The 9,881-nt window shown below is 56.4% G+C and carries 6 protein-coding genes, 1 tRNA gene, 2 rRNA genes and 1 pseudogene (1 of these 10 cut by a window edge); 8 read left to right on the top strand and 2 right to left on the bottom strand.

Going from position 1 to position 9,881, the window contains the following annotated elements; genetic code table 11:
- The 3 genes from ACSQ3G_RS17125 to ACSQ3G_RS17115 all read left to right on the top strand — a co-directional run.
- Positions 1 to 1,644, top strand: a 23S ribosomal RNA gene (locus ACSQ3G_RS17125); it begins 1,157 nt to the left of the window's first position.
- A 241-nt stretch (positions 1,645 to 1,885) separates the two neighbouring features.
- Positions 1,886 to 2,000 (top strand): 5S ribosomal RNA (gene rrf, locus ACSQ3G_RS17120).
- A gap of 212 nt (positions 2,001 to 2,212) precedes the next feature.
- A tRNA-Met gene (locus ACSQ3G_RS17115) sits at positions 2,213 to 2,289 on the top strand.
- On the opposite strand, the gene ACSQ3G_RS17110 is transcribed toward ACSQ3G_RS17115, so the two are convergent.
- Positions 2,246 to 3,145, bottom strand: a complete 900-nt coding sequence (locus ACSQ3G_RS17110; RefSeq protein ID WP_436111733.1) for a hypothetical protein — start codon at positions 3,143 to 3,145, stop codon at positions 2,246 to 2,248. The two genes, ACSQ3G_RS17115 and ACSQ3G_RS17110, sit on opposite strands and share 44 nt — an antisense overlap.
- A 165-nt stretch (positions 3,146 to 3,310) precedes the next feature.
- Here ACSQ3G_RS17110 and istA point away from each other — a divergent pair.
- Both istA and istB read left to right on the top strand, forming a co-directional pair.
- A pseudogene (gene istA, locus ACSQ3G_RS17105) lies at positions 3,311 to 4,880 on the top strand (IS21 family transposase).
- Positions 4,810 to 5,544 (top strand): IS21-like element helper ATPase IstB, encoded by a 735-nt coding sequence (istB, locus tag ACSQ3G_RS17100; RefSeq protein WP_142843351.1) that lies wholly within the window; start codon positions 4,810 to 4,812, stop codon positions 5,542 to 5,544. The pseudogene istA and the gene istB overlap by 71 nt, the downstream one beginning before the upstream one ends.
- Positions 5,545 to 5,555: 11 nt before the next feature.
- Here istB and ACSQ3G_RS17095 read toward each other — a convergent pair whose 3' ends face one another.
- Complete coding sequence (locus tag ACSQ3G_RS17095) at positions 5,556 to 5,885, bottom strand: dsDNA nuclease domain-containing protein (RefSeq protein ID WP_436110893.1); 330 nt, start codon at positions 5,883 to 5,885, stop codon at positions 5,556 to 5,558.
- Positions 5,886 to 6,392: 507 nt separating this feature from the next.
- Here ACSQ3G_RS17095 and ACSQ3G_RS17090 point away from each other — a divergent pair.
- From ACSQ3G_RS17090 to ACSQ3G_RS17080, 3 genes are read left to right on the top strand one after another with little or no spacing between them, the layout of a single operon-like run.
- Positions 6,393 to 7,538 (top strand): hypothetical protein, encoded by a 1,146-nt coding sequence (locus ACSQ3G_RS17090; RefSeq protein ID WP_436110892.1) that lies wholly within the window; start codon positions 6,393 to 6,395, stop codon positions 7,536 to 7,538.
- A gap of 22 nt (positions 7,539 to 7,560) precedes the next feature.
- Positions 7,561 to 8,667, top strand: a complete 1,107-nt coding sequence (locus tag ACSQ3G_RS17085) for a hypothetical protein (RefSeq protein ID WP_436110891.1) — start codon at positions 7,561 to 7,563, stop codon at positions 8,665 to 8,667.
- 30 nt (positions 8,668 to 8,697) lie between these two features.
- A complete protein-coding gene (locus ACSQ3G_RS17080; protein ID WP_436110890.1) occupies positions 8,698 to 9,876 on the top strand; it encodes a hypothetical protein in 1,179 nt (392 codons plus the stop codon).
- Positions 9,877 to 9,881 lie beyond the last annotated feature (5 nt).

Genomic DNA, 9,881 nt, shown 5'->3' with positions numbered 1-9,881 from the left:
CTTTGCGCCGAAAATGTAACGGGGCTAAAGCCATGCACCGAAGCTGAGGATACGTGACTTGTCACGTGTGGTAGCGGAGCGTTCCGTAAGCCTGTGAAGGAGGACCCGTGAGGGCCTCTGGAGGTATCGGAAGTGCGAATGTTGACATGAGTAACGATAAAGAGGGTGAGAGACCCTCTCGCCGAAAGACCAAGGGTTCCTGCTTAAAGTTAATCTGAGCAGGGTTAGCCGGCCCCTAAGCCGAGGCAGAAATGCGTAGGTGATGGGAACCACGTTAATATTCGTGGGCCTGGTGGTAGTGACGGATCGCAAAAATTGTTCAACCTTATTGGATTGGTTGGGCAGTGGGGCGGTTCCAGGAAATAGCTCCACCGTATAGACCGTACCCGAAACCGACACAGGTGGTCAGGTAGAGTATACCAAGGCGCTTGAGAGAACTATGTTGAAGGAACTCGGCAAATTGCACGCGTAACTTCGGAAGAAGCGTGACCCCATTTTGGGCAACCATAATGGGGTGGCACAGACCAGGGGGTAGCGACTGTTTATCAAAAACACAGGGCTCTGCGAAGTCTAAAGACGACGTATAGGGTCTGACGCCTGCCCGGTGCTGGAAGGTTAAGAGGAGAGGTGCAAGCTTTGAATCGAAGCCCCAGTAAACGGCGGCCGTAACTATAACGGTCCTAAGGTAGCGAAATTCCTTGTCGGGTAAGTTCCGACCTGCACGAATGGCGTAACGACTTCCCCGCTGTCTCCAACATAGACTCAGTGAAATTGAATTCCCCGTGAAGATGCGGGGTTCCTGCGGTCAGACGGAAAGACCCCGTGCACCTTTACTATAGCTTTACACTGGCATTCGTGTCGGCATGTGTAGGATAGGTGGTAGGCTTTGAAGCGGGGACGCCAGTCTTCGTGGAGCCATCCTTGAAATACCACCCTTATCGTCATGGATGTCTAACCGCGGTCCGTTATCCGGATCCGGGACAGTGTATGGTGGGTAGTTTGACTGGGGCGGTCGCCTCCGAAAGAGTAACGGAGGCGCGCGATGGTGGGCTCAGACCGGTCGGAAATCGGTCGTCGAGTGCAATGGCATAAGCCCGCCTGACTGCGAGACTGACAAGTCGAGCAGAGACGAAAGTCGGTCATAGTGATCCGGTGGTCCCGCGTGGAAGGGCCATCGCTCAACGGATAAAAGGTACGCCGGGGATAACAGGCTGATGACCCCCAAGAGTCCATATCGACGGGGTTGTTTGGCACCTCGATGTCGGCTCATCGCATCCTGGGGCTGGAGCAGGTCCCAAGGGTTTGGCTGTTCGCCAATTAAAGCGGTACGTGAGCTGGGTTCAGAACGTCGTGAGACAGTTCGGTCCCTATCTGCCGTGGGTGTAGGAATATTGACAGGATCTGTCCCTAGTACGAGAGGACCGGGATGGACATATCTCTGGTGGACCTGTTGTCCTGCCAAGGGCATAGCAGGGTAGCTATATATGGAATGGATAACCGCTGAAGGCATCTAAGCGGGAAACCAACCTGAAAACGAGTATTCCCTATCAGGGCCGTGGAAGACGACCACGTTGATAGGCCGGGTGTGGACGTGCAGCAATGCATGAAGCTTACCGGTACTAATCGCCCGATTGGCTTGATCGTTCTCATTGACCATGCTCATCAAGCTTTGCTTGATGATGCCAAAGACCTTTGTCCTGACGCTGTCGCATCCTTCGGATGCTACGCTGCGGACGGCCCGCCAAACGATTGGCGACGGCCGCTGGCCTGTATGGGTGCCAAAAGCACTCGTCAGATCTGGAAAGGTTCAAAGACGTGTTCATAAGACTAAAAAATGAGGCCTCATCGCCTCAACCAGCTTCTCAAAAATGTTGCGCTTCGCTGACCTGGTGGTCATTGCGGGGCGGCCGCACCCGTTCCCATTCCGAACACGGCCGTGAAACGCCCCTGCGCCAATGGTACTCCGTCTCAAGACGCGGGAGAGTAGGTCGCTGCCAGGTCTGCTAAACGCAACATATCTTCTCATTCACGAAAACTAACGGCCCTTAAGCCGACCAAAGGGCCGCCCACAAGCGGCCTTTCGTCGTTCAAGGGAAACTTGCAGTGCGTCCCTTACAGGAGACAAATCGCCTTCGGCAATTTGCTCCGGCAGAAGTGTAAACTGCCAAGCAGTTTACGCACCGCGATAAATCCCGCAGGGATTTACGCTTTACGCGGGGTGGAGCAGCCCGGTAGCTCGTCAGGCTCATAACCTGAAGGCCGCAGGTTCAAATCCTGCCCCCGCAACCACTGACACTTGTAAATTCTCCCACTCGGGAAACTTCTTCAAAAGCTCCTCAGCATATTCGCTGAGGAGCTTTTTGCGTTTCTGCTCCGTATCGATCTCGCCGGACGCAATCCGCGCCAGCAGATCGTTCTGGGCAGCGGCCACGAACTGCTGCTGCATTACGTCGATCACATCCATCGATGCCATGATATTGGCGATGTCGCCGTGCACCTGCAGGGTTGCCGGCTGATGGCCGGGTGTCTTGCCGATCACCACCGTCTGAATGAGGTCACGGATGATCGGCATCAGGCCCCGCTTGGCCTGCTCGTCGGCATTGTTGCGCGCGAGGAACAGCAGCTTCCGAATGGCGATCTCCGTATTGGCCGGATTGAACTGCGCTTTGAGCTTTGCGATCTTTTCCTGGAAGTCCTCCGCTGGCGCCTGCGTGCCGGCAACCTCCAAGACCAGTTTCTCGCGCGTTACTTCCAGTTCATCGAGTTGGTCGTCCAAGATGGCGAGGCGAGGGCGGCCTTCGGCATGACGTTCCTGGATCTGCTGCATCAGGCTCGTCTGCTTCGTTTTGATTTTTGCGAGCTCGGAAGCTACCTGATCCGCACGGGAGGGGACGCTCTTCAGCTTGTTCACCTCATGGGCAATCATCTTCTGCGAAATCCGGTCGAAGATGTCGATGCAGTAGAAGGCAACGGGGATACAGTTAAGCACGCGCTCCTCGAGTTCGTGCCGGGTGATCGTCTTGCTGTTCCCGCAGCAGGCGCCGCCAAGCTCATCAATCGGCAGGCGCTTCTTGCGGTTCGTGCAGCTATAGCGATCCTTGCCCGAGATAGCGTAGGGGCCGCCGCATTCTTCACATTCCAGCATGCCGCTCAGGAGGTATTCCGGCCGGTGTGTTGCATTGAGCCGGTTGCTCTGACCTGTGTTTCGGCGTGGAATATTGACCCCTCTGGCGGGGTGACCGGCGTCCAATTTTGACCCCCCACCTGTTTCGTCTGACCATCTGTCTTTTGAAGGCGGATGGAGGGGGAGTTGAAGCGAGTGGATACGATTGCGCGTGTTCGTCGAGCCTTCCATGTGCAGGGCTGGTCGGTGAAGAAGATCGTCCGGGAGCTGCATGTGTCCCGCAACACGGTCCGCAAGATTTTGCGATCCGATGAGACCGACTTTTCCTATGAGCGAGAACGGCAGCCGTTGCCGAAGACTGGAGCTTGGAAGGCCGAGATCGAGCGATTTCTGGCAGCCAACGAAGGTAAGCCTTCTCGGGAACGGCTGACGCTGATCCGGATTTACGAAGAGCTTCGGGCACTGGGTTACGACGGCAGCTACGATGCGATCCGACGCTTTGCGAAGAGCTGGTCGAAAGATCGAGGCGTTGTGACGGCTGAGGCTTATGTGCCGCTCTACTATGCACCGGGCGAGGCCTATCAGTTCGACTGGAGCCATGAGATTGTCCTGATCCAGGGCGTGACGACGACGGTGAAGGTGGCGCATGTCCGGCTCTGCCACAGCCGGATGATGTTCGCCCGAGCCTATATGCGCGAGAGCCAGGAGATGGTGTTCGATGCCCATGACAAGGCCTTCGCCTTCTTCCGTGGCACCTGCACGCGCGGCATCTACGATAACATGAAGACTGCGGTCGAGGCGGTGTTCGTCGGCAAGGAGCGACAATACAATCGCCGCTTCCTGCAGATGTGCAGCCACTATCTGGTCCATCCCGTTGCCTGCACGCCAGCATCCGGCTGGGAGAAGGGGCAGGTCGAGAACCAGGTTGGCCTCGTGCGTGAGCGCTTCTTCACACCACGCCTCAGGGTTAAAAGCCTGGAGGAACTGAATGTCTGGCTGCTCGACAAATGCGTTGCCTATGCCAAGGCCCATAGCCATCCCGAGCAGACGACCCAGACGATCTGGCAGATGTTCGAGGCCGAACGCGGCAGCCTCGTGCATTATGTTGGCCCATTCGATGGCTTCCACTGCGTTCCGGCCTCGGTGTCGAAGACGTGCACTGTCCGTTTCGACAACAGCAAATACTCCGTCCTGTCGACCTCCGTCGGCCGTCCTGTGGAGGTCCACGCTTATGCTGATCGGATTGTCATCAAACAGGACGGGGTGACGGTCGCTGAGCACCGGCGCAGCTTCGGCCGTGGCGACACCGTCTACGATCCCTGGCACTATGTCCCCGTCCTCGCTCGCAAACCCGGTGCCTTGCGCAACGGCGCTCCTTTCCGGGAATGGGTTTTGCCAGCCGCGATGGAGAAGGTGCGCAAACGGTTGAAGAGCGTCGATGACGGTGATCGGCAGATGGTCACCATACTCGGATGTGTTCCCGCTGATGGTCTCACGGCAGTTGAGGCTGCTTGCCAGGAAGCGCTTGATCACGGCGTCTGCTCTGCCTCGGTGATCATCAACATTCTGGCTCGAAGCCGCGACCAGGCTCCCGCCGCAACCCTGCAAATCCCGGATGCGCTTCGACTGACCCATGAGCCGGTCGCCGACTGCGCCCGTTACGACAGGCTCAGGAGGGCAAGTTGATGGAACGCACGCAGGTTCTCGAACTGATGAGCACGCTGAAGCTCTACGGAATGCGCAGTGCCTACGATGAGGTCATGGGCAATGGCATCAAACGGCAGCACGAACCGCCGCGCATTGTCGGTGACCTCCTGCAGTCGGAGATCGCCGAGAAGCAGGCACGCTCGATCCGCTACCAGCTCAGCATCGCCAAGCTGCCGTTGGCAAAAGATATTGACGACTTCGACTTCGCCGATACGCCCGTCAATGAATCCCTGGTGCGTGAACTGGCCACCGGCACGTTCGTCGCCGACCAGCGCAATGTCGTTCTCGTCGGCGGCACGGGAACCGGCAAGAGCCATCTGGCTATCGCAATTGCCCGTGCGCTCATCCGCAACAGCACACGCGGTCGCTTCTTCAACGTCGTCGATCTGGTCAATCGGCTGGAAACGGAAACACGCAATGGCAAGCAGGGTCGGATGGCGGATTACCTTACACGCCTCGACTTCATCATCCTCGATGAACTCGGCTATCTGCCGTTCGCACAGGCCGGTGGTCAGCTCCTGTTCCACTTGATCAGCAGGCTTTACGAGCGCACTTCGATCATCGTCACCACGAACCTCGCCTTCGGCGAATGGCCGTCGGTGTTTGGCGATGCGAAGATGACGACAGCTCTCCTCGACCGGCTGACCCACCATTGCGAGATCGTGGAAACCGGCAACGAGTCCTGGCGCTTCAAAAACCGATCTCAAAGCTAAAGCCGAAGAGCCTAAACACCCGCACTTGGCCTACCCTCTGCAACCCCGGCCAGCGCCGGGCAGGCCAAGCGCTGATCGCCTACAGGGGGGTGAAGATTGCACGCCGATAAGGGGTCAACATTCCGCGCCGATTGACACTCCGCCAAGAAGTCTTCGTGGTGTTCGCAGTAGAGGGCGATGTAGTTGAACGTGCCACGCCGTACAGCGGCAAGAAGCACCACGCCATATTGATGTTGGTAACGGAAGTTGCGTTCGGTCTCGTCACCGGGATCCCCGCTGGCTGTCGTATTTAGCCGAGCATGGACGTTGACTTCCTGTGATTGAATATCGCCACTACACAAACGCAGCGATCCGTTTGTTCTGATTCATACTTGCCCCCTATGCCATGCTATTCGGATTCCACTTGCTCGACAACGACATACACGGTTGATCTACCATCGCTTTGCACTTGTTTGGAATGCCGCGTCACCTGCAAAACTCGCGCCCCTAAGCAATTAAATCCCAGCATCCGGCTCAGCAGATATTCCGGGCGGTGCGTGGCGTTGAGCGGGTTGGTCAATGATGCGTCACAAGAGTTCGCCTTAACGAAACGGATGTGCCACCCACCGTTGATTTGGACAATTGGTGACATGGCCTGCATCGACTTCGAGATCTCGAATTACACAATATACCGAAATTCAGTGCATGAACGGCAGTCACCACCACGGGCTCGGCTTGGCAATAACAGAAGCCAAGGCAGGTAAAAACCGGTCTAAGCCTTTTGCAATATTAGAAGAAATTTTATAAATCATATTGCAACAAGATGAATATGTGATTTACTTCCGTACAACTAACAGGGGGGGGCGAACATGAATGGTGGACTCTTTAGTCCTAGACTCTGCATTTTTGTGTTTATTATTATATTTCCCTTGGAATCTTTAGCAAAAGATCGAATTTTTGAGCTTTGGCGTGGGCAGTTGTCGCTTTCAAATTACGACTGCGAAAGCAGGGGATCGGACGGCATTATAATTGATGAGCCTGTTACGATTAATGCGAATGGACCGTTGTTAGAAGTTCGCTGTCCGTCGGTGATATTCAAGGGAAATGGTCGTCTAGATGTAATTGGGGATATTACTTTGTACGCTGATCGTTTGGCTGGACCACTTAATATTGTCGCCGCTCATAAAGAAACGATTTTGCCATCTTCGAACCCCGCCCTTGGTGGCGCCTCTGGCAAAAATGGGCGCTATGGAGAACAGGGACATTCAGCCCAACGTGCCCCCAGAGCTATGTTTGCCAAATTCCCAAAATCGCAACGCGATGGCGAGAGGGGAGGAAACGGGGCGAGCGGGACGTCAGGAAGGCCGGGAAATAGCGGAGACAATGGGGCCGCTGGCGCCAAGGGCCCTGACGTTACACTTTTCCTGAACTGGATCGACCCCGGCACCTCCCTCTCTATTCAAATAACTGGAATGAGCGGGCAAAATGGCGGCGTCGGTGGCGCAGGTGGTGATGGTGCAAATGGAGGTAACGGTGGGGATGGTGGCCGTGGCTCTGACGCTACCTATGTTTTCTTGCCGGGCCGTGGCGGCGTCGGAGGTCGAGGCGGAGACGGCGGCTCAGGTGGCAATGGCGGAAGTGGCGGAGACGGTGGACGCGGTGGTAAGGGTGGGGCTATTCATGTCGTCTATTCGCCCAACAGTTTCCTCGAAATATCTGATCTGCCACAAAATCTCCTTAGCGTAGGTGGCATGCCGGGACGCGGAGGCATGGGGGCAGTTGGTGGTATCGGTGGACTGGAAGGCATTAGCGGAAAGGGAGGTATCGGTGGGCGAGGCGGGGCTAGTGTGCCGCGCGGAAAAAGCGGCGCAATCTCAACGAACGGCAGAAGAGGCAAGCCAGGCGCAGTCGGCGCAATTGGCGAAAATGGACTTCTTGGCGATGTGGGAAATATTTGGTGGGGCGACGATAAATACTCACCCGAGAATATTATAGACTTTCTATTGGATAATTAGAGCCTAGCATAGGAAGGGAAAGATGATGCGTCTTAAAGCTTTTCTTACGGCAATAATTTTGGTGCCCACCGGCGCACATGCAGAACCCGCGGTCTGGAGCGGGGAGATTCCTCTTGACGGTGGATACGACTGTAAGCTCGCCAATGCCGAGGGCATTGTTGTCCGCGGCAACGCTGTTCTAGTGAATCCTAACGACAGCCTTACCAATGGTATAGTTCTGAAAATAAGTATCCAATGCCCGAGTTTAGTATTCGAGCCCGGCAGCGAACTACGTTCGATCAGCGCGCTTGATATTCGCATTGGTGGAACATCCAGTGGCCCCATCCTCATTAGAAATACGCGCGGCTACAATGGGCTCGACGCAAGTCCGACACGTGACATTTGGGCGTCACGCAAGATGCGAAACGGCGAGCCAGGCAGGTCTGGAACCAACGGGCAAGATGCCCGGGGCTGCTTGTTTAACGACCGTCAATCATCCACTGGCCAAAATGGCCAGTCCGGCCAGGCGGGTGAATCGGGCCGGTTGTTTGTAGCATCAGCAGGGGCAAACGGAGAGAATGGTGGCACCGGAGGAGATATCACCTTTGTCTCTCGTTTTCTCGCGCCGGGCTCGACTTTGACCATTATCTCCAATGGGGGAGCCGGTGGTGATGGCGGTCGGGGCGGCCGCGGAGCCGATGGTGGCGATGGCGGGAATGGCGGCAATGGTGGAAAGGGTGGTAGCGCCAATGATTGCCATTCGGCAAGCCGAGGCGGAAATGGCGGCAATGGCGGCAATGGCGGCGATGGAGGAGATGGGGGCCCGGGCGGTCATGGCGGACACGGCGGAAATGGGGGAGATGCGCTTGTGCTAATTCAGTCAGTTGTCCCATCGAATTTCGTTCCAAATATCAGCACCCTAGGAGGTGTACCTGGACTAGGCGGATTAGGCGGAGAGGAAGGAAGAGGAGGCAGGTCTGGCCATTCTGGAACTGGCGGCGCCGCTGAGATTGGATTTGCTCAGAATGGTGAATTGGGCATCAATGGAAAAGCGGGGATGAATGGCCTGCCGGGACCTGTCGCTCTAGCGGGCAAGTCCGGACAAGTGGGTAATGGGAGTTTTGGCGTATATAAGACAATTAAAGAATAACATCATGCAACTTTAGTTCAGGAGGCAACAATGTTCAGGAGATTTACTGCACTTTTTCTCACCGGGCTTGCAGCCGCACCCGCGGCCGCTGAGCCTGTAATTTGGAGCGGGGAGATTCCGCTTAGTGGCTATGATTGCAAGATCGCCAATACCGACGGGATCGTGGTCCGTGGCGCCGCAGTGCTGGTGCATCCCAGCGACAGGATGACCAGCGGAACGATTGAAGAAATCAATATCCAATGCCCGAGCCTGGTTTTCGAAGCAGGCAGCGAACTGCGTTCGATCAGCGCACTAGATATTAGGATAGATGGAACCTCCAGCGGTTTTATCTTGATTAGAAATACGCGCGGTTACAATGGGCTCGACGCAAGTGCGACTCATGATATCTGGGCGCCGCGCAAGATGCGAAACGGGGTTGCGGGCGCGTCAGGAAATAGCGGAAACAGTGCTCGCGGCTGCTTGGGAATTGACGAACGCCGGTCGTCTCCCGGACAACACGGCCAGCCCGGTCAACCTGGTGAATCGGGTTTGCTGTTTACAGCACCAGCAGGTGCAAACGGGAAGAATGGTGGCACCGGAGGAGATATCACCTTTGTCTCCCGTTTTCTCGCGCCGGGCTCGACTTTGACCATTATCTCCAATGGGGGAGCCGGTGGTGATGGCGGTCGGGGCGGCCGCGGAGCCGATGGTGGCGATGGCGGGAATGGCGGCAATGGTGGGAAGGGTGGTAGCGCCAATGATTGCCATTCGGCAAGCCGAGGCGGAGATGCCGGCAATGGCGGTGATGGAGGTAATGGAGGCAACGGCGGCCCAGGTGGAAACGGCGGCAACGGCGGAAATGGCGGAAATGTCATTGCAGCGGTCCAGGAAGGTGCTGGAACGAGTGTCCTACCTAAAATTACAAATATCGGTGGAAGAGGCGGGGATCCCGGATTCGGCGGTGAAAAGGGGCTTGGCGGAATTGGGGGAATCGGTGGGACCGGCGGTTGGGGCGGTGATGGCGAAGATGGCATATTTGGCGATAGAATTGACGCCAAAGCCCCCGGTGGGAATGGTAGTGGTGGTGCAAACGGTGTGAAGGGAACTGATGGTTTGGAGGGACCCCTGGGGCAGCCGGGAACCGACGGACAAAACGGTCGAATTGGCAACGGCTTCAGTGGCGCACTTCCAAAGGAAGCGGTCGATAAGCTTTTCAAACTCGGAAGCTGATGGGA

It is taken from the genome of Neorhizobium tomejilense (assembly GCF_964254135.1).
GTDB lineage: Bacteria > Pseudomonadota > Alphaproteobacteria > Rhizobiales > Rhizobiaceae > Neorhizobium > Neorhizobium tomejilense.
This window is presented reverse-complemented; position numbering and strand designations above follow the sequence as displayed.

Coding starts and splice junctions, on each gene's coding strand:
- ACSQ3G_RS17110 (WP_436111733.1), bottom strand. CDS start 3,145: ATGCTGGAATGTGAAGAATGCGGCGGCCCCTACGCTATCTCGGGCAAG.
- istB (WP_142843351.1), top strand. CDS start 4,810: ATGGAACGCACGCAGGTTCTCGAACTGATGAGCACGCTGAAGCTCTAC.
- ACSQ3G_RS17090 (WP_436110892.1), top strand. CDS start 6,393: ATGAATGGTGGACTCTTTAGTCCTAGACTCTGCATTTTTGTGTTTATT.
- ACSQ3G_RS17085 (WP_436110891.1), top strand. CDS start 7,561: ATGATGCGTCTTAAAGCTTTTCTTACGGCAATAATTTTGGTGCCCACC.
- ACSQ3G_RS17080 (WP_436110890.1), top strand. CDS start 8,698: ATGTTCAGGAGATTTACTGCACTTTTTCTCACCGGGCTTGCAGCCGCA.